The organism is Pseudomonas sp. LBUM1670 (genome assembly GCF_059695695.1).
In genome coordinates, this window is record NZ_CP166783.1 from 4,329,893 (window position 1) to 4,348,856 (window position 18,964).

Sequence of the window (18,964 nt, forward strand, 5' to 3'; positions counted from 1 at the left end):
TACACCGTCTTCGCGAGCAAGCCCGCTCCCACATTGGTTATGCGGTGAAGTTAGGCGAGGTTATCGTCGGTGGTCGGCACGATCAGGATGCCGGCGCGCAGGCCGTTCTTGACCTTGGGGTTCGGGAAGATGATCCGGGCGCCCTCTTCCTCGATGATCCAGCGGGTCTGGGCGATATCTTCGGCCAGCAGATAACCCACTTCCAGTTCCGAAAAGTTTTCGATGTCCGCCGGCAGGTTCAGGCGGAAGCTGTCGCTGTGCTTGATGATTTCCCGCGCCACGCTGAACAGCTGCAAACCGTCCAGTGCCTCTTCGGTCAGTTCCGGCTCGGTGCCTTCGATGATCTGTTTGAGGCGGGTTTCCAGCAGGGAGACGTTGACGCCGTCGTTCTGCCCGAACGGCCGCGCCTTGCCCAACTCCAGGGTGAAAGCCTCGGCGCCGAGCTTGTCGTAGGTGTAGGAACTGAAAACGATGGACGGCTTGTTTTGCAGCAGCACCGCTTCCATGCCGGCGGCGCGCAGGCGGGCCAGCTCCTGACGGGAATGCGGGCGACCTTCTTTCCACGGATACAAAGCGAACTGCTCGATCTTCGAGCCACGAATCGCCGTGTGCAGGTCGTAGTGCAGACGCTCACGCTCCGGCAGGCTGAAGAAACTCGCCGCCAGCCGCTCCAGTTCACAGGCGCGCAGGGCTTCGGAGCCGCTGGTTTGTTCGTGACGGCCGTTGAACAGCCGATTGACGTCCTGCTCGATGAAGCGCTCGCCTTTGCGAATCGCTTCCGGGTTGCCGAACAGGAACAGAATGCGTGCGCGCGGCTTCAAGTCGCCGCGGGCGATGTCATGCAACAGGCGATCAAGCAACTCGATCGGCGCTGTTTCGTTGCCATGGATGCCGGCCGACAGCAGCAGGTCCAGGCCGTTGTCGCGAGCTTCAGGTGGCCGGACTTCCAGCGCACCTTCGCTCAACCAGCGCATCCGCACGCCTTCGACAGTCAGTTGAGTCTTCTCCGCCGGTTCGCGGCCGGCGAGGGTCAGTTCAAGCAGTTTGCCGAGGGCGAGCATAGAGCGGTTTCCTTAGTGGTCGTGTGCGCAATCCGGGCCGTGCACGTGGTCTTCGTCGCCGACTTCAGCCGGTTCCATTTCCAGTTGCAGACTTACCAGATTAGTCGCCAATGGGCGCAGCAGCAGGTTGGCGTATTCAGCGTCACCTTCTTCGACGTCCACGCCGATCAGCAGTTGGCCGCGGCCGTCGTGCTGAATCCACAGCTCTTTGCCTTGCCAAATGACCGCGACGCGGGTGCAGGAAGTTTCCAGTTGCGTGCCGTCGGTGTCTTCAAGGATCAGCTGCAGGGTATCGCTCATGTGTTTTACGCTCTCGACGTTCAATTGATCTGGAATGGATAAACCGCGCCCAGTTTAAGGATTTGCGTCAGTTCATCCAGTGCCGTCCGGCACTCAAGCAACAATTGCGGGTCCGCGAGATCGGTTTCGGCCATGCGGTCGCGGTAGTGCTTGTCGACCCATTCGGTCAGCGTGCCGTACAACGGTGCGGTCATGATAACCCCTGGGTTGACGGCCGCCAGTTCGGTTTCATTCAGCGCCACGCGCAAGCGCAGGCACGCCGGGCCACCGCCGTTCTGCATGCTTTGCTTCAAATCAAAAACTTTGACTTCGCGAATCAGGCCGCCAGAGCTGGTCAAACCTTGCAGGTATTGCCAGACGCGCTCGTTGCCACGGCATTCTTCCGGCACGATCAACAGCATCGAGCCGTCAGGACGCGACAGCAGTTGGCTGTTGAACAGGTAGGAACGCACCGCGTCTTCCACGGTGACCGCAGAACGCGGTACGCAGATCGACTGAAAATTCCCGCCGACCTTGGCGAGTTTGCCTTGCAGCTCGGCCAGCATCTGGTCGGTGTCGAGGAACGCGTCCTCGTGATAGAACAGCACTTCGCCGTTACCCACCGCGATCACGTCGTTGTGGAACACGCCCTGATCGATCACCGAAGGATTCTGCTGGGCGTAGACCACGCCGTCATCGCTCAGGCCGTGCAGGCGGGCAACCGCTTGCGAGGCTTCGAGGGTCTGGCGCGCCGGGTACTTCTGCGGCGCCGGGTAGCGGGTATCGAACGCGCTGCGACCGAAGACAAAGAACTCGACGCCGGCTTCACCGTATTCACGGCAGAAACGGGTGTGGTTGGCCGCGCCTTCGTCACCGAACTGCGCCACCGCGGGCAACGCGGCGTGGTGAGCGAAGTGCTTCTGGTCAGCGAACATGGCGCCCAGCACGCGGCTGGTGGTCGGGTGTTCGATGCTGCGGTGGTATTTGCAGTTGAGGTTGGCGGCGGTGAAATGCACGCGACCGTCGGCCGTGTCGGCACTCGGGCTGACCGTGGCGGCGTTGGCCACCCACATGCTCGACGCCGAGCAGTTGGCAACCAGCAGCGGCATCGCGTCTTTGGCAGCACGCTCGATCACTTGCGCGTCGGTGCCGCTGAAACCCAGGCGGCGCAGGGCGGCGACATCAGGACGTTCCTGCGGTGCGAGAACGCCTTGCTGAAAGCCCATTTCCATCAGCGCTTTCATTTTCGCCAGGCCTTGCAGCGCGGCTTCCTTCGGGTTCGAAGACTGCTGGCTGTTGCTCTGGGACGCGACGTTGCCGTAGGACAGGCCGCCGTAGTTATGGGTCGGCCCCACTAGACCGTCAAAATTGACTTCATAGGATTTCATCAGCGAGGCTCCACGAGAATCTGTTGTTATAGGCTTCAGTAACTATCTTTGAGACCGGGTCGCGGCCTTCGCGGGCAAGCCCGCTCCCACAGTGTCTGCGTCGAACACAACATCTGTGAACGCCGCTAAACCTGTGGGAGCGGGCTTGCCCGCGATTGGCCGTTACGCCATCTTCACGCCTGGCGTAAGGGCCGCCGGCAAGGTCAGGCTCGGCGTTTCCAGCGACGCCACCGGGTACGCGCAGTAATCTGCCGCGTAGTAGGCGCTGGCGCGATGGTTGCCCGAGGCGCCGACGCCGCCGAAGGGTGCGCTGCTCGCGGCACCGGTCAGCTGTTTGTTCCAGTTGACGATACCGGCGCGGCTTTCCAGCCAGAACTGCTGATAACGCGCTTCGGAATCCGACAGCAGACCGGCCGCCAGGCCATAGTCGGTGTCGTTGGCTTCAGCGATCGCCGCTTCAAAATCAGCGTAGCGGATCACTTGCAGCAGCGGGCCGAACAGCTCTTCGTCAGGACGATCGGCCACTGCGGTCACGTCCAGAATGCCCGGCGTCAGCAGCGCGGCTTGCGCCTGAGGCTGAGTCATTTCCAGCAGCGCCACGGCGCCGTTGGCCAGCAGATGCTCCTGCGCGTCCATCAGCGCTTTCGCAGCACCGAGAGAAATCACCGAGCCCATGAACGGCGCCGGTTGCTGATCGAATGCACCGACGTCAATCGTCGCGCTGACCGCCACCAGACGCGCCAACAGTGTGTCGCCCCAGGCGCCTTGCGGCACCAGCAGGCGTCGGGCGCAGGTGCAACGCTGACCGGCAGAGATGAATGCCGACTGGATGATGGTGTAAACAGCCGCATCGAGATCCGCGACTTCATCGACCACCAGCGGGTTATTACCGCCCATTTCCAGCGCGAGAATCTTGTCCGGACGACCGGCAAATTGTTGGTGCAGATGATTGCCGGTGCGGCTCGATCCGGTGAAGAACAGGCCGTCGATGCCGGGGTTCGCCGCCAGGGCGATACCGGTTTCGCGAGCGCCTTGCAGCAGGTTCAACACGCCTGCCGGCAGACCGGCTTCGATCCAGCACTTGACCGTCAGCTCGGCGACTTTCGGCGTCAGTTCGCTCGGCTTGAACAGCACACTGTTACCAGCCAGCAGCGCCGGTACGATGTGACCGTTCGGCAAGTGGCCCGGGAAATTGTAAGGCCCGAACACCGCGACCACACCGTGTGGCTTGTGGCGCAACACGGCGGTGGCGTCGCCCAGCGGGCCGCTCTTCTCGCCGGTGCGTTCGCGGTAGCTTTGCACCGAGATCGCAATCTTGTTGACCATGCTGGTCACTTCAGTCGCTGCTTCCCACAGCGGTTTACCGGTTTCTTCACCGATGCAGCGTGCCAGTTCGTCAGCGTTGTTTTTCAGCGCCGCGGCAAAAGCCTCCAGCACGATGATGCGCTCATCCAGCGTACGACGGGCCCAGGCTGGAAACGCCTGACGCGCGGCTTGTACGGCCGATTCAACTTGGGCGGTGGTAGCGCCCTCGCCGGCCCACAGCACCTGCTGGGTCACCGGATTCAGCGACTGGAAGGCTTCACCCTGACCGGCCAGCCATTCACCTGCGATGTATAGCGAATTCATTATTTCGACTCCCGTGCAGCAGACAACGGAACGGCGCGCACTTGATCGCCGGCGTTGAGTTGAAGACGTTTGGCGGTCAGCGGATCAACGACCAAAGTGCCCGCGGCGAAGCGGGCTGGCGCGGCAGTCATCCGGCAGTCTTCGCGCTTGCGGTTGTGAATCAGGAACGGCGTGGCGTCGTCACCCGGCGTGCCAATGGCCAACACCAGCGCCTGGCTGTCGCGCACGGCACGGATCTTGACGGTTTCGCACTCCACCGCCGGGCCCGCGTCGAAGATGTCGACGTAGCCCTGATAGCTGAAACCTTCGCTCTTGAGCATCGACAGCGCGGGCTCGGTGTCAGGGTGAACCTGACCGATCACGTTGCGCGCATCCGGCGACAGGAAGCAGGTGTACAGCGGGAATTTTGGCATCAGTTCGGCGATGAACGCCTTGTTGCCCACGCCGGTCAGGTAATCGGCCTGGCTGAATTCCATCTTGAAGAAGTGTCGACCCAGGCTTTCCCAGAACGGCGAACGCCCGGCTTCGTCAGATACGCCGCGCATCTCGGCGATGATCTTGTTGCCGAACAACTGCGGGAACTCGGCGATGAACAGCATCCGCGCCTTGGCCAGCATGCGACCGTTGAGGCCGTTGCGGTAATCGGCGTGCAGGAACAGCGAGCACAATTCAGAGTTGCCGGTCAGGTCGTTGGCCAGGAACAGCGTCGGGATTTCGCGATAGATGTTCAGCTCTTGCGAGGCACTGACGGTCAGGCCGACGCGGAAGTTGTACCAGGGCTCACGCAGGCCGACGGCGCCGGCAATGGCGGAAATGCCCACCACGCGGCCGTCATCGTCTTCGAGCACGAACAGGTAGTCCGCATCGCCCCGCCCGGCTTCGCCGCGGAAGGTCTTCTCGGCCCAGCCGACCCGATGGGCCAGACGCTCTTCGTTGGCCGGCAAGGTGGTCAGGCCGGTGCCGGTGCTGCGGGCCAGGTCGATCAGAGCGGGTAAATCGCTGCTGCGTACGGGACGAACGATCATGCTATCTCCTCAAACGGGCCGCTTGCGCCACCCGCGAAACACTTGCTGCTGTCCAGGTTGACAAGCAGGCGTTAAACCGCCACCAGGCGCACGCTCGCACCTTCACCGACGCCCAGGGCTTCGGCTGTTTCCAGATCCAGAGTCACGGGTTTGCCCGGCGCGTAATCGAGCTCGAGCAATACGGCGCGGTAATCCTGCAACTGGGCATTGGCCACCAGGTACTGACGACCGGCGCCTTTGACCGGCTCGCCGATTTTCACCGGAACCACACGGCTCTGGGCGATCGAACGAATCCCCGAGACGCGGGCATGCAACGTCGGGCCGCCGTCGAAAATGTCGATGTAGTGATCAGTCTCGAAGCCTTCGCGCATCAGGATGTCGAAGGTGATCTGTGCGCGTGGATGCACCTGGCCCATCGCTTCTTGCGCAGAGTCCGGCAGCAGCGGCACGTAGATCGGGTAATGCGGCATCAGTTCGGCGAGGAAGGTCCGGCTCTTCAAACCGCACAGACGCTCGGCTTCGGCGTAGTTGAGGTCGAAGAAGTTGCGACCGATGGCATCCCAGAACGGTGAGTCGCCGTTTTCGTCGCTGTAACCGACGATCTCGGTCACCACGGAATCGGCAAAGCGCTCCGGATGGCTGGCCACGAACAGCAAGCGGCCACGGGAATTGAGCTCGGCCCAAGGCGAACCCACCAGCTCGCGCTGCACGTAGAAACTGGTCAGCAAACTGTTGCCGGTCAGGTCGTGGCACTGGGAAAGCACGTGAATCTTGTTATGAATCTTCAGCTCGCGGGAAGCGTGCACGAAGGTTTCATTGCGGAAGCTGTAGAACGGTTCCGAATAACCGGCCGATGCAACGATGGCAGAACAGCCCACCAGTTTGCCGGTGGCGGAGTCTTCGAGAACGAAAAAATAGCTCTCTTCACCGTTGAAGCTGACTTCGGCGGCGAACGACGCTTCGCTCGCGGCGATCTTGTCGCTCAGGCGTTCAACGTCATCCGGCAAGGAAGTGACACCAATCGGGCTGTCCGCAGCCAGACGCTGTACCTCGCCCAGATCAGCCATTTGCGCGGGGCGCATCACCAGCATGGTGTCACTCCTTTCTCATACTCTTTGAGGAAAATAAGCCGGGCTGTCATTGCTGACACTCGGACCAATGTGGGAGCGGGCTTGCTCGCGAAAGCGGTGTATCAGTCGACATTGTTGCTGTCTGACCCACCGCTTTCGCGAGCAAGCCCGCTCCCACATTTGATCCGGTCCGGCATAAAAATTGGGTTCGACGCCTGAAAGGTCAGGCGTCGAAGGTTCTATCAGGCTTGCGTCAGTTTTGCCGCAGCGCGCTCGAAACGGTCCAGACCTTCGTCGATATCCGCGTCTTCCACCACCAGGCTTGGGGCGAAACGCACCACGTCCGGGCCGGCTTGCAACACCATCAGGCCTTCACGCTCGGCGGCGTTGAAGATGTCCTTGGCCTTGCCCTTCCAGGCATCGCTCAGCACGCAACCGATCAACAGACCCATGCCGCGGACCTTGGTGAACAGGCCGTATTTCTCGCCGATCTGTTCCAGGCGAGCCTTGAACTTGTCGTGCTTGGCATTGACGCCGGCCAGCACTTCAGGGGTGTTGATCACGTCGATCACCGCTTCGGCGACTGCGCACGCCAGCGGGTTGCCGCCGTACGTGGTGCCGTGGGTGCCGACGACCAGGTGTTTGGCCAAGTCTTCGGTGGTCAGCATCGCCGCGATCGGGAAACCGCCGCCCAGGCTCTTGGCGCTGGTCAGGATGTCCGGAATCACGCCGTATTGCTGGTAGGCGAACAGCTTGCCGGTGCGGCCCATGCCGGTCTGCACTTCGTCGAAGATCAGCAGCGCGTTGTGCGCGGTGCACAGGTCACGGGCGCCTTGCAGGTATTCGAGTTCGGCCGGGATGACACCGCTTTCGCCCTGGATCGGCTCCAGGACCACGGCGCAAGTCTTGTCGGAAATGGCGGCTTTCAGCGCGGCCAGATCGTTGTACGGCACGTGGGTGATGCCGGTGATTTTCGGACCGAAACCATCGGAGTACTTCGACTGGCCACCAACGTTCACGGTGAACAGGGTACGGCCGTGGAAGCTGTTGAGCGCGGCGATGATTTCGTACTTCTCGCTGCCGAACCGATCGAAACCGACACGACGGGCCAGCTTGAACGCGGCCTCGTTGGCTTCGGCGCCGGAGTTGCAGAAGAACGCACGCTCGGCAAAGGTCGCATTGATCAGCTTATGGGCCAGGCGCAGGGCCGGCTCATTGGTGAACACGTTGGACACGTGCCACAGCTTGTTCGCTTGCTCGGTCAATGCACCGACCAGCGCAGGATGTGCGTGGCCCAATACGTTAACGGCAATCCCGCCGGCGAAGTCGATCAGCTCGCGGCCAGACTGGTCCCAGACGCGGGAACCGGCGCCACGCACAGGAATGAAAGCGGCAGGCGAGTAGTTGGGAACCATTACCTGGTCGAAATCGGCGCGTTCTACCGCAGCGTGCTCAACGGACATCGGAGTCTCCTGAAAAGGAACACTCGCCGGAAACTGGCGAGCTTGGTGAGGATTGTAAGGACAGTTTTCAGCCCGGCCTTGCCGCCAAGCGACAACTTCTTATAGCGCAAACCCCGGTTTTTCCCGGGTTTACGGCAATGCGACAAATAGGGTCGCAAAGGCGCAGTTTAAACCGGCGGCGCAGTTTACAGGCGGGGTTGTAGAGCGGTGCGGTAAATATGTACCGCACGCCGTCCTTCATTGCCTGTTTTGCTGGAGGTCTCTCCGATCGCTAAGGGACTAGCGCAATGAATCAGCAAGAACTCGAAACGACTGCTCCGCCGGACGCTCACTTCCATCACGCGTTCAACAATCTGCCCGACTGGCTGTTAAAAGCCTCGCCCGCTACGCGCAATGCGCTGAAAAGCGCGCGACTGCAAATGCCGGACTGGCACACCCGTGCAACCCGCCAACACCACCAGTCAGTGAAAAGGCTCAACGAGGAGCACTGGACACAGCGCAATCGTCTGGAAGCGCGGTTATCGAGACTGCAAAACGCCCGGGACTTTGCCGAATCACTGCTCATTGCTGCACTGAAAACCCGCTTCGGTCTTGAGCTGGACGTCAAGACCACCTTCCTGCGCCTGTACATTCCTCAGAACATCCCCTGGTTTCCGATCAAGTCCGGTGCCACGCGCACCTGGACGGTGTCGCTGCTTGATGCCGCGCTGCACAATTTCGAAGCGTCGGAAACCAAGGCAGACGCTTATGAATCCGCCTCGACATTTATCACCCAGCCCTCCCCCACCGGGCAGTTCGACACGCTGCCCGCGATCAAGCGCCGCCTCTCTATTCAGGACTTCACCCGGCTGTGTCGGGAACTGGATATCGGCGGCCAATACGAGACTTACGTGAAAGAATTTCTCGGGTTGAGCCAGTCGGTGGCCGGCGCGGTACTGGAATCGAACGTTGTCAGTACACACAAAGCCGCCTTTCGAGTCGCGCTGGAACAGGCGAATATGCGGGGAGACCTGCCGATCGACTTGCGGCTGGATTTTCGGGAAGGCCCCGAAGGCATGCAGCACAATGATCAACTACTGCACGGTCATGACTTGAAGATCATGTCCTCATTGCTGACCGGCATTGTGGTGTTCGCGCCCGACCTTGAACGCTCGCGGCAGGCAACGCCGATCGTCGTCTATATCCCCGATGATCCGGAGCATCCACTCAAACACTATCCCGACTCATTGACGTTCATCAAAGACCTGACCCGCAAGCTACGTTCTCCCGCTTACCAGGCGTTCTTCAGTCGTTTTGTCGATCATCAGGAACGCGGGTATTTTTTTGCCGACCTGTCCCGGCGCCTGAGCACCGTGACCTGGCATGAGCGCCCGTACGGCGATCCGCTGCCCAGTTGGCGAGATACCCCCATCGACAAACCCAACCTGCAGTTCTCGGTGACCCCGATCAAGACCGGCCTGTGGACTCACCTTTACCAATGGCAAGTGAACAAGATCCTCAATGACGCACGCACCCTGGCCGTCTCCACCGCCAGCGCCGACCGTGCTGCACGCTGGGCGCTGTGGGATGCAATCAGTAAAGTGGCGACCACGATTCTCGAAGTCGCAGCGTTCGTGGCCCTGCCCTTTGTTCCGTTTCTGGGTGAGCTGATGTTGGCCTACATGGCCTATCAGTTACTCGACGAAACCTTCGAAGGCATTGTCGACTGGGCCGAAGGCCTTAAGACCGAGGCGCTCGGACACTTGATAACGCTGCTTGAATCCGTGGCGCAACTCGGCACATTCGCGGTGGGCGGCGCCCTGGCGGCGGGTGCGTTCAGCCGCCTAATGTCCAGCGAAGCCGTGGCCCTGTTCTCCTCGCTCAAACCGGTCGAAACCGTCGGCGGCAAAACCCGCTACTGGAAACAGGATCTCGCGCCTTACGCGCAGTCTGTCGATTTGCCGAACAGCGCCCGACCCGATCCGCTCGGCTTGTATCAGCATGACGGCAAAACGTTGCTGCGCCTCGAGGACCGGCTCTACGCCGTCAAATCCAGTGGCGAATCCGGTCGTTATCAGATCGAGCATCCCGAGCGCGCCGACGCCTATCAACCGCCGTTGCGGCACAACCGGCATGGCGCCTGGCAGACCACACTGGATCAACCCTTGACGTGGGACCGGGACACCGTGATGCGCCGCCTCGGGCACAGTGTCGAGTCGTTCAACAGCGCCGAGCGCGAGCAAATCCTGCGCATCAGCGGTTTCCACGACAATGTATTGCGCGAGACCCATGTCGAGAACCAGCGCCCGCCTTCGTTGCTGACCAACACCATCAAGCGCTACACAATCGATCGCGATATTCAGGCGCTGACCGAGCAGCCCGCGCACCCCGACCACTATCAAGCGCTGAACCAACGCCTGTCACTGTTCGAGTCCCGCTACCGCGAACTGGAAAAAACCGATGATCGTCAGGTTCTGCTGTTGCAGGGTGAAGTTCAGGGCCTGCCAACAGACATCGCGCAAGAACTGGTGGACAACGCCTCCGGCACCGAGCTGACGCAACTGAACGACGGGCGCGTTCCGCAACGCCTGAAAGACGTGGCCGTCAAAGCAATGGAAGCGGTACGTGTCGCCAGGGCTTATGAAGGTTTCTTTCTCGACGGCATGGACACGGCGGACACTCACCGACTGGCCTTGCACAGCCTCGAATCGCTGCCCGGCTGGCCGGCCGGACTGCGCATCGAAGTCAGGGAGTTTTCCGAGACCGGGCCATTGCGCGACAGCATTGGACCGGGTGACGCGCCGTTGCTCAAGACCCTGGTCCACGCGGATGACGGCACTTATCAGGTTCACGGCGACAGCGAGCCCGCCGTCGATTTTTATCACGCCTTGCTTCAGGCGCTGCCGGAGACGGAGCGCACGGCACTGGGGCTTTCTGCGGAGGACGCCGAAACGCTTAAGCGGCGCATCGCCGAGCGCGCGATCAATCAACCGGAACTGCGCACGCTGTTCGCGAAAAATCCTCTTCGAAAACCCTTCTACGATCCGGCGACCATGCGCTTGCCCGGTGGCACGGAAGGTTACCGCCGAAGTCATGGCCAGACGCCAACACTCAATGATCGGGTTCGCGAGGTTTATCCCGGTTTGTCCGAGGAGGAGCTGCGCTCCGTCGTCTCCGATCTGCAACGCCACCCCAGTGGCGCGCGATCAGAGCTTTCACGCCTGCGCCGTGAACTCGAACAGTTGCATGACGATCTGGAACGCTGGGTCAGCGATGCTCCCGTTATTCACCACGAAACCCGACTCCCGCTCAGCGATCCAGAAATGCAGGCAATCCGAAACAATCGTCGGTTGCTGGCCCGGGAAATCCAGCGCAGCTGGCGACGCCAGTCCGACCGCGACTTCGATGTGCCGGAGGGCGCCGAACGTTATGTACTGAGGTTCGCGGAACCTGTTCCGGGAGATCTGCCAAACCTGACGGCGGACTTCAGCCATGTCTCGCTGCTGGCACTTGAAGGTCATCATGGGATGCAAGGAGTACCCGGCTTTTTATCGCAATTCACCGGGCTGCATCGACTGGAGTTGCGCCGTTTCTCGCTGAATTCGCTGCCCGAGGCCATCGGGCAAATGGCCAATCTTGAGGCATTGGTACTCAGCGAGTGCGCAATCAATATCGATGCCGTCGCGTGGTCAAAGCTGTCATCGATGAACAAACTGATGATGCTGGATCTCTACCGGAATCCGATCGAAGGGGTGCCTCGGATCGATTCACTGCCAGAACTCGTTCACCTGGACCTGAGCCATACCGGGTTGACTGCCATCCCCGGCGGCGCCCTGCAAAGCACTCGTCTCCAAACACTCTTGTTGATGAACAACAACATCAGCGAGTTGCCTGCCGAACTGTTCGAGAGCCCGGTGTATGAAAAGCGCGGCGTGCATCTTGCTGACAACCCGCTCAACGACCAGGCACGCGACCTGATCAAGCAGTATTACTTCGAGACTTCGTACGATCTTGATGTGTCGGCGCCCGATGCAGATGTTCAACGCGTCAGCGCGCTGTACCCCAACCTGGAAATCGAACAGGCGAGCGAGTTCGTCTACGAATTGCCCGGCACCTTGGCCGAGGGCCGAGTCGAACTGACAAAACTCGAAGCTGAACTCTCGCAATTGAGCGACGACCTCTCCGCCTGGACGGCTGACGTGCCGGCTCGGCACCCGCTGACAGGCGAACCGTTCACGGCCGAGCAATTGTTTATAGAGCACGCCAACCGCGACGAATTCAAGCAAGCGCTGGAACAATGCTGGCGCCATGAATCTGAACTGGATGATTTCAATGATTCGCTTGAGCCAACCTTCGAACTGCTTATCGTTGAACAGATCAACGGCGAATTGCCTGCCCTCAATGCCGACTTCGGCCATGTGTCCACGCTGGAGTTGCGAAGTGTGAATGGCGTGACGCGCATCGGGCGTTTCCTGGAGTCATTCCCCAACCTGCAAACGCTGCGTTTGCGCGAATGTTATCTGGGTGACATTCCCGATGCTGTGTTCAAGATGGGCCAGCTGCGCTCACTGTCACTTGCCAATTGTCGGATCAGTTTGTCAGCGGAATCGGCAAACGCGCTGGCCGGCATGGAGCATCTGGACTACCTCGACCTGGGTAACAACCCGCTGGGACATACACCTGACTTGACGCAGATGCCGGACCTGTCGACCGTTCTGCTCAACGATACCGGCATTACCGACATACCGCCCGGACTGCTTCAACTGGAGGAACTGGACTGGGCCGACCTCAGCATGAATGCCATCACCGAAGTCCCTAGCGACCTGATGGAACTGCCAGTGGAAACGGCGGAAAACATCACCTTGCGCGGCAATCCGTTTTCCGAGGAAAGCCTGGGACAGCTGATCAACTATTTCGAACGCACCCGCGTGGACTTTGGGGTGGAAGAGGTGATCAACCAGGGTGAAATGGACATTTCGACGTCCGAAGGGTCCGAAATCGAGGCTTGATTCGGCGACGGTCTTGCGGCGTGGGTTACTTGATTACCCACGCTCGGCCGGCACCGACGACAACTCGAACGGGCTGCTGCTGCGTCGCTGGTTGCGATCTTCCCGCGGCGTGGCGCCGAAGAAGTTGCGGTAGGCGCTGGAGAAATGTGGCCCCGAAGAGAAGCCGCACGACAGGCCGATCTGGATGATCGACTTGCTGGTTTGCATCAACATCTGCCGGGCCTTGTTCAGGCGCAATTCCAGGTAGTACTGGCTCGGCACACGGTTGAGGTATTGCTTGAAGATCCGTTCCAGCTGCCGACGGGACACGCACACATGCTGGGCGATTTCGTCGGTGGTCAGCGGTTCCTCGATGTTGGCTTCCATCAGCAACACGGCTTGGGTGAGCTTCGGATGGCTGGAGCCGAGGCGGTTCTGCAGCGGGATGCGCTGGCGTTCGCCACCTTCACGAATGCGCTCGACCACCAGTTCTTCGGATACGGCGCCAGCGAGTTCGGCGCCGTGGTCACGGGCCAGCACGGCCAGCAGCAAGTCGAGAACCGACAGGCCGCCGCACGCGGTCAGGCGATCGCGATCCCAGTCGAACAGGTGACTGGTGGCGATGACTTTCGGGAAACGTTCGGCGAAATCGTCCTGCCAGCGCCAGTGCACGGCAGCGCGATAACCGTCGAGCAAACCCAACTGCGCCAACGGATAAACACCGGCCGACAAACCACCAATCACGCATCCGGCTCGCACCAGTTGTTTCAACGCACTGCTGAGCGCCGGCGCGAGTGTGGTCGGCGGCTCATCGGCGAGCAGGAACAGTTTCTGGAAGTTTTCGAGCTTGCCGGCCCAGGGTTCACCCGGCAATTGCCAGGCGCCTTCGCTCGACGGTTCGGCCTGCAAGAACGACAGTTCGTAGACCACGTCCGGATGCACACGCTGGGCAACACGCAAGGCCTCCTCAGCCAGCGCAAGCGTCAGTGCTTTAGTGCTGGGCCAAATCAGGAAACCAATTCGATGGGCAGTCATGGCGGGCAATCCGAAACGAAAACAGTGATGAAGGCATGGGCCAATGCTAGCCCGTAAATGAACGCAAATCTCAAAACCAACGGAGATCAGATGTGGGAGCGGGCTTGCTCGCGAAAGCGGTGGATCAGTCGACATCAGCGCTGGATGTCACACCGCTTTCGCGAGCAAGCCCGCTCCCACAGGGGATCGGGGTCAGCCTCTAAATTGCGAAGCATGCACTATCCGGGTGCACAACGGCAGTCCTGATTACTTCAGGCTGCCCGAGAGGAATTGTTGCAGACGCTCAGACTGTGGATTGACCAGCACCTCACGCGGGTTGCCGCTTTCTTCGACGACACCTTTATGCAGGAACACCAGCTGGTTCGACACTTCACGGGCGAAGCCCATTTCGTGGGTCACCACCACCATGGTCCGGCCTTCCAGCGCCAGGGCCTGCATCACCTTCAGCACGTCGCCGACCAGTTCCGGGTCGAGGGCCGAGGTCGGTTCGTCGAACAGCATCACCTCTGGTTCCATCGCCAGCGCACGGGCAATCGCCACGCGCTGCTGTTCGCCGCCGGACATGTGGCCCGGGTAAGCGTCTTTACGATGTGCCACGCCGACCTTGTTCAGGTAGTGCTCGGCTTTCTCGCGGGCTTCGGCCTTGGACATGCCGAGCACGTGGACCGGCGCTTCCATGATGTTTTCCAGCGCGGTCATGTGTGACCACAGATTGAAATGCTGGAACACCATCGACAGGCGCGAACGCATGCGTTGCAGCTGTTTCGGGTCGGCGGCCTTCAGCGCGCCGTCCTTGCTGGCCACCAGTTTCAGCTCTTCGTTGTTGAGCAGAATCTTGCCCGCGTGCGGCTGTTCCAGCAGGTTGATGCAGCGCAGGAAGGTACTTTTGCCGGAGCCACTGGAGCCGATGATGCTGATCACATCGCCAGCCGCCGCTTTCAGGGACACGCCCTTGAGCACTTCGTGACTGCCATAGCGTTTATGCAGGTCTTGGACTTCAAGTTTGTACATGCGGTCGGTTCTCACAAAAACAGTCAGTCAGTCGTTGAGCAAGCGCCCGTGACGCAGCGCTTCGCGCCCCGCCACCTTGGCCAGCCAGAAACCGGGTTGGGCATAACGCAGCCGTTCAATGGCAAACAGCACCCCGGACGTACCAGCACACACCGTGCTGACCCGATCCGATAACGGATCGATCACTTCGAAAATCTCGTCGCCGGCTTCAATCCACTCACCGGGTTTACGCAGGAAACTCACCACGCCAGGATGCGGTGCGAACAGCATTTCGGTGCCTTCGAACGGCATGCCTTCGCAGGCGTCCTGTGCAGGTTTCGGCCATTCGCCGCTGATCAAACCCTGCTCGGCGAGGAACGCGAGAATGCCTTCGGCGTAAGCCTCGGCGTCAGCGCGACCGGTGTCAGACTGACCACCTAATTCGATGGTAGTCGCCAGGCAGGCCAGTGGAATCTGCGCGTCCGGGAACTGACGCGACAGACGCAGCCACGGCAGCGAGCACGCCTCGTCGAAAGAACTGCCGCCGGAATCTTCCGCCAGCAGGCCCACTTTCACATTCAGGTGCGCGGCGAGCGAACGCCATTGCGGCCAGTGTTGCGGCAAGGCGTACATGTGCAACGCGGCTTCGCAATCGCAGTGCAGATCCAGCACCACATCGGCGGTGCAGGCATGGCTGAGCAAAACACGCTGCATGCCTTGCAACTGGCTCGCGGCGGGTGGCAATGCGGCCAGCGCATCGCTCATGGCCTGGCGGATCAAGCGGATGTTGGCGTGCGGATCATCGCCCAGATGTCCCTCGAGTTGGGCGGCCACAGGCTCACTCAGCTCGACGAAATCACGGTTGAAATTCTTGCCGCTGCCCGCTTCGAAACGCCCTTGATGACTGCCTTGCAGCAGTTGACCGAGACCCAGTGGATTGGCCACCGGCACCAGTTCGATCACACCGTTGAGCAAGCCTTGGGCTTCGAGTTCGGTCAGACGTTTTTTCAGCTCCCAGGCCGTGCGCATGCCCGGCAATTCGTCGGCGTGAAGGCTGGCCTGAATGTAAGCCTTGCGCTCGCCGCTGCCGAAGCGGAACACCGAAACCTGGCGTTCGCTGCCCAGGTGACTCCACGGCAATACATGATCGATGCGTTCCATATTAGTGCTTCCGCGGGGCCAGGTAGCCCAGCCAGCGGCGCTCGGCCAGTTTGAACAGCTTCACCAGCATGAAGGTCAGGCAGAGGTAGAACACGCCAGCGGTGATGTAGGCTTCGAACGGCAAGTAGAACTGAGCGTTGACCGTGCGCGCGGCACCGGTGATGTCGATCAGGGTCACGATGGACGCCAGACTGGTGGTCTGCAGCATCATGATCACTTCGTTGCTGTACTGCGGCAGCGCCCGGCGCAGGGCCGATGGCAGCAGAATCCGCTTGTACATCTTGAAGCGCGACATGCCCATCGCCTTGGCCGCTTCGATCTCACCGTTCGGCGTGGCGCGCAGGCTGCCGGCGATGATTTCTGCGGTGTAGGCGCTGGTGTTGATGGCGAACGCCAGGCACGCACAGAACGTTGCGCTGGACAGCCACGGCCACAAGAAGCTTTCCCGCACCGCTTCGAATTGCGCCAGACCGTAGTAGATCAAAAACAGCTGCACCAGCATCGGCGTGCCGCGGATCACGTAGGTGAAGAGCCAGGCGCTCATGTTGACGGCGGCGTTCTTCGAGACGCGCATCAGGCCCAGCGGCAAGGCCGCCAGCAGACCGAAAAACAGCGACAGCGCGAGCAATTTGAGGGTGGTCACCAGGCCGCCGAAGTACAGCGGCAAGGCCTCCCAAATGACGTTGTAGTCGAAGATCATAGATCAGCCGCCCTTACGCCTACCGAGTAGCGCTTCTCAAGGTGACGCAATGCCAGCAACGAGACACTGGTGATCACCAGGTACATCGCCGCCACTGCGAGGAAGAAGGTGAAAGGCTCGCGGGTGGCATCTGCCGCCTGCTTGGCCTTGAACATCATGTCTTGCAGACCCACCACCGAAATCAGCGCGGTGGCCTTGGTCAATACCAGCCAGTTGTTGGTGAAGCCCGGAATCGCCAGGCGAATCATCTGCGGCACCAACACCCGGAAGAACACCTGAAAACTGCTCATGCCGTACGCCATGCCGGCTTCTGCCTGACCTTTCGGGATCGCCATGAACGCGCCACGGAAGGTTTCCGACAGGTACGCACCGAAGATGAAGCCCAGGGTGCCGATACCGGCGGCCAACGGGTTCAGGTCGATGTAATCGTCATAACCGAGCATCGGAGCGACGCGGTTGAGCAGGTCCTGACCACCGTAGAAAATCAGCAGGATCAGCACCAGGTCGGGAATCCCGCGAATGACCGTGGAATACAGATCGCCCAGCCAGGCCAGCCAACGCACCGGGGAAAGACGCAGCGCAACGCCGATCAGACCCAGCAGGATGGCCAGGGCCATGGACGACAAGGCGAGCTGAAGCGTCAGCCATGCGCCATCGAGGATGACAGCCCCGTAGCCTTTCAACATGATTCAGGTCCTCGAAAGTTGGGATGAAAAAATGGCGCAAACCTCAGAGATCCTGTTGCTTGCGCCATTTCGGACTTGTCGCCGGGACGTGTTACTGGCCGTAGATATCGAAGGCGAAGTATTTGTCCTGGATTTGCTTGTATTTGCCGTTCTCGCGAATGGCGGCGATCGCGGTGTTGATCTTGTCTTTCAGCGCGTCACCCTTGCGAACCGCGATACCCACGCCGTCGCCGAAGTATTTGACGTCGGTGAAGGCCGGGCCAACGAAGGCGAAACCTTTGCCGGCGTCGGTTTTCAGGAAACCGTCATCCAGCAGCGTAGCGTCTGCCACGGTGCCGTCGAGGCGACCGGCAGCCACGTCGAGGTAGATTTCGTTCTGCGAACCGTACGGCTTGACCTCTGCACCCAGCGGGGCCAGGACTTCGCGGGCGAAACGCTCGTGGATCGAACCACGTTGCACGCCGATGTTCTTGCCTTTCAGCTCGGTCAGGCCTTCGCTGACTTGAGTGCCGGCCTTCATGACCAGGCGAGCCGGGGTGTTGTAGTACTTGTTGGTGAAGTCCACGGACTTCTTGCGGTCTTCAGTGATCGACATGGACGACAGGATCGCGTCGATCTTGCGCACTTTGAGTGCCGGGATCAGACCGTCGAACTCTTGCTCGACCCACACGCACTTGACCTTCATCTCTTCGCAGAGGGCGTTGCCGATGTCGTAGTCGAAACCAACGATGCTGCCGTCCGGCGCTTTGGAAGCGAACGGAGGGTATGCCGCTTCGATACCGATTTTTACGGGCTTGTCATCGGCGAAGGTTGGCAGGGACAGCACGGACAGTGCCAGGGCGCCAAGCAGCACGAGTTTCTTCATCTTGGGACTCCATCGGTAAAGGGCTAAAACGGCAGAGTGAGCGACAGCCCAATATGCGAGTGAGTGGAACCGGAAAGCGTTGCTGCGTCCTACAGTGCATGTGCGAGTTTTCAACACAGGCAACGACGAGCGAGTGATCGGCATTCTAACGACAGGCCGGAAGCCGATATTTCTTCAATGCGACAACAAATTACAGAAGCACCGAGAAAGCCGTTTAGGCACGTTGACAGCCTTGCAAATTCATGCAAGAGCAAAAGACAGTGAACCGACCTATGTTGCAAATTGCGGGCCTATTATTGGCAAAGCCTTCTAATCCGGCAAGCGTAGCGTGGCTTCTTATTTCTGGCGGGTCGCATGGCTGCGCTGATGCGGGGCTTTGCGTTTCCCATCGCCCCGTATCGGATCGAGCGGTTACACATTCAGTTACTTGAATCGTCGTAGGTAACAGTAGGAAATGACCTACGGATGAAGTCGATAATTATTGATCGTTGTTTATGTGGTGTCTGATCGGCCCTCTTCGCGAGCAAGCCCGCTCCCACAGTGGATTTGAGTCGGGCACCCATTTTGTGTTCGCTGGAGAGCCACTGTGGGAGCGGGCTTGCTCGCGAAGAGGCCCGACCTGCCAACTCAAAACCATCAGGCAAT

Annotated in this window: 14 protein-coding genes; 1 reads left to right on the plus strand and 13 read right to left on the minus strand. The window is 60.3% G+C overall.

The features are described from left to right. Window positions 1-50: 50 nt before the first annotated feature. The 7 genes from astE to ACA073_RS19730 all read right to left on the minus strand — a co-directional run bounded on the left by astE (window position 51) and on the right by ACA073_RS19730 (window position 7,915). A complete protein-coding gene (gene astE / locus ACA073_RS19700) occupies window positions 51-1,061 on the minus strand; it encodes a succinylglutamate desuccinylase (protein WP_497398806.1) in 1,011 nt (336 codons plus the stop codon). Window positions 1,062-1,073: 12 nt separating this feature from the next. Continuing rightward, complete coding sequence (locus tag ACA073_RS19705; protein ID WP_008033108.1) at window positions 1,074-1,361, minus strand: hypothetical protein; 288 nt, start codon at window positions 1,359-1,361, stop codon at window positions 1,074-1,076. Window positions 1,362-1,381: 20 nt separating this feature from the next. Then, window positions 1,382-2,728: an N-succinylarginine dihydrolase gene (astB, locus tag ACA073_RS19710; RefSeq protein WP_497398808.1), complete on the minus strand. Its 1,347-nt coding sequence runs from the start codon at window positions 2,726-2,728 to the stop codon at window positions 1,382-1,384. A gap of 162 nt (window positions 2,729-2,890) precedes the next feature. Then, complete coding sequence (gene astD, locus ACA073_RS19715; RefSeq protein ID WP_497404157.1) at window positions 2,891-4,360, minus strand: succinylglutamate-semialdehyde dehydrogenase; 1,470 nt, start codon at window positions 4,358-4,360, stop codon at window positions 2,891-2,893. Beyond that, entirely contained in the window at window positions 4,357-5,382 is a 1,026-nt protein-coding gene (gene astA, locus ACA073_RS19720; RefSeq protein WP_497398810.1) for an arginine N-succinyltransferase, read from the minus strand. The genes astD and astA overlap by 4 nt, the downstream gene beginning before the upstream one ends. A gap of 71 nt (window positions 5,383-5,453) precedes the next feature. Then, entirely contained in the window at window positions 5,454-6,473 is a 1,020-nt protein-coding gene (gene aruF / locus ACA073_RS19725; RefSeq protein ID WP_461953635.1) for an arginine/ornithine succinyltransferase subunit alpha, read from the minus strand. 221 nt (window positions 6,474-6,694) lie between these two features. Then, entirely contained in the window at window positions 6,695-7,915 is a 1,221-nt protein-coding gene (locus tag ACA073_RS19730; protein ID WP_253430855.1) for an aspartate aminotransferase family protein, read from the minus strand. A gap of 287 nt (window positions 7,916-8,202) precedes the next feature. On the opposite strand from ACA073_RS19730, the gene ACA073_RS19735 reads away from it, so the two are divergent. After that, a complete protein-coding gene (locus ACA073_RS19735; protein ID WP_497398813.1) occupies window positions 8,203-12,903 on the plus strand; it encodes a dermonecrotic toxin domain-containing protein in 4,701 nt (1,566 codons plus the stop codon). A 33-nt stretch (window positions 12,904-12,936) separates the two neighbouring features. Here ACA073_RS19735 and argR read toward each other — a convergent pair whose 3' ends face one another. The 6 genes from argR to ACA073_RS19765 all read right to left on the minus strand — a co-directional run bounded on the left by argR (window position 12,937) and on the right by ACA073_RS19765 (window position 18,319). Continuing rightward, complete coding sequence (gene argR / locus ACA073_RS19740) at window positions 12,937-13,917, minus strand: transcriptional regulator ArgR (RefSeq protein ID WP_497398815.1); 981 nt, start codon at window positions 13,915-13,917, stop codon at window positions 12,937-12,939. Between the two features lie 246 nt (window positions 13,918-14,163). Further along, entirely contained in the window at window positions 14,164-14,928 is a 765-nt protein-coding gene (locus tag ACA073_RS19745) for an ABC transporter ATP-binding protein (RefSeq protein WP_461953631.1), read from the minus strand. A gap of 27 nt (window positions 14,929-14,955) precedes the next feature. After that, window positions 14,956-16,068 carry a M14 family metallopeptidase gene (locus ACA073_RS19750; RefSeq protein ID WP_497398817.1) on the minus strand — a complete coding sequence of 371 codons (1,113 nt, stop codon included), beginning with the start codon at window positions 16,066-16,068 and terminating at the stop codon, window positions 14,956-14,958. 1 nt (window position 16,069) lies between these two features. Next, a complete protein-coding gene (locus ACA073_RS19755; protein ID WP_497398819.1) occupies window positions 16,070-16,768 on the minus strand; it encodes an ABC transporter permease in 699 nt (232 codons plus the stop codon). Then, entirely contained in the window at window positions 16,765-17,454 is a 690-nt protein-coding gene (locus ACA073_RS19760) for an ABC transporter permease (protein ID WP_017340229.1), read from the minus strand. Before ACA073_RS19760 ends, ACA073_RS19755 begins: the two co-directional genes overlap by 4 nt. A 91-nt stretch (window positions 17,455-17,545) precedes the next feature. Next, window positions 17,546-18,319, minus strand: coding sequence for an ABC transporter substrate-binding protein (locus tag ACA073_RS19765; protein ID WP_497398822.1), 774 nt, complete (start codon window positions 18,317-18,319; stop codon window positions 17,546-17,548). Between the last annotated feature and the right edge of the window lie 645 nt (window positions 18,320-18,964).

Coding starts and splice junctions, on each gene's coding strand:
- astE (WP_497398806.1), bottom strand. CDS start 1,061: ATGCTCGCCCTCGGCAAACTGCTTGAACTGACCCTCGCCGGCCGCGAA.
- ACA073_RS19705 (WP_008033108.1), bottom strand. CDS start 1,361: ATGAGCGATACCCTGCAGCTGATCCTTGAAGACACCGACGGCACGCAA.
- astB (WP_497398808.1), bottom strand. CDS start 2,728: ATGAAATCCTATGAAGTCAATTTTGACGGTCTAGTGGGGCCGACCCAT.
- astA (WP_497398810.1), bottom strand. CDS start 5,382: ATGATCGTTCGTCCCGTACGCAGCAGCGATTTACCCGCTCTGATCGAC.
- aruF (WP_461953635.1), bottom strand. CDS start 6,473: ATGCTGGTGATGCGCCCCGCGCAAATGGCTGATCTGGGCGAGGTACAG.
- ACA073_RS19730 (WP_253430855.1), bottom strand. CDS start 7,915: ATGTCCGTTGAGCACGCTGCGGTAGAACGCGCCGATTTCGACCAGGTA.
- ACA073_RS19735 (WP_497398813.1), top strand. CDS start 8,203: ATGAATCAGCAAGAACTCGAAACGACTGCTCCGCCGGACGCTCACTTC.
- argR (WP_497398815.1), bottom strand. CDS start 13,917: ATGACTGCCCATCGAATTGGTTTCCTGATTTGGCCCAGCACTAAAGCA.
- ACA073_RS19745 (WP_461953631.1), bottom strand. CDS start 14,928: ATGTACAAACTTGAAGTCCAAGACCTGCATAAACGCTATGGCAGTCAC.
- ACA073_RS19750 (WP_497398817.1), bottom strand. CDS start 16,068: ATGGAACGCATCGATCATGTATTGCCGTGGAGTCACCTGGGCAGCGAA.
- ACA073_RS19755 (WP_497398819.1), bottom strand. CDS start 16,768: ATGATCTTCGACTACAACGTCATTTGGGAGGCCTTGCCGCTGTACTTC.
- ACA073_RS19760 (WP_017340229.1), bottom strand. CDS start 17,454: ATGTTGAAAGGCTACGGGGCTGTCATCCTCGATGGCGCATGGCTGACG.
- ACA073_RS19765 (WP_497398822.1), bottom strand. CDS start 18,319: ATGAAGAAACTCGTGCTGCTTGGCGCCCTGGCACTGTCCGTGCTGTCC.